At 50.8% G+C, this 260-nt stretch carries 1 rRNA gene; it reads right to left on the bottom strand.

Annotation, left to right across the window (positions count from 1 at the left end):
- Positions 1-260: ribosomal RNA gene (locus N9R04_RS11565) — 23S ribosomal RNA — on the bottom strand; the annotation flags it as partial.

The following is a 260-nucleotide window of genomic DNA, read 5'->3' as shown; positions in this document are numbered from 1 at the left end:
CCTTATACCTTTACACTCTATGAATGATTTCCAACCATTCTGAGGGAACCTTTGAGCGCCTCCGTTACCTTTTGGGAGGCGACCGCCCCAGTCAAACTGCCCACCTGACACTGTCTCCCACCACGATTAGTGATGCGGGTTAGAAATCCAACACAGCGAGGGTAGTATCCCACCAACGCCTCCACGTAAGCTAGCGCTCACGTATCTAAGGCTCCTACCTATCCTGTACAAGCTGTGCCGAATTTCAATATCAGGCTACA

The sequence above is a fragment of the Staphylococcus marylandisciuri genome (genome assembly GCF_025519785.1).
Taxonomy (GTDB): Bacteria; Bacillota; Bacilli; order Staphylococcales; family Staphylococcaceae; genus Staphylococcus; species Staphylococcus marylandisciuri.
The sequence above is the reverse complement of the archived record's forward strand: the minus strand, read 5'-3'. Positions and strand labels throughout refer to the sequence as shown.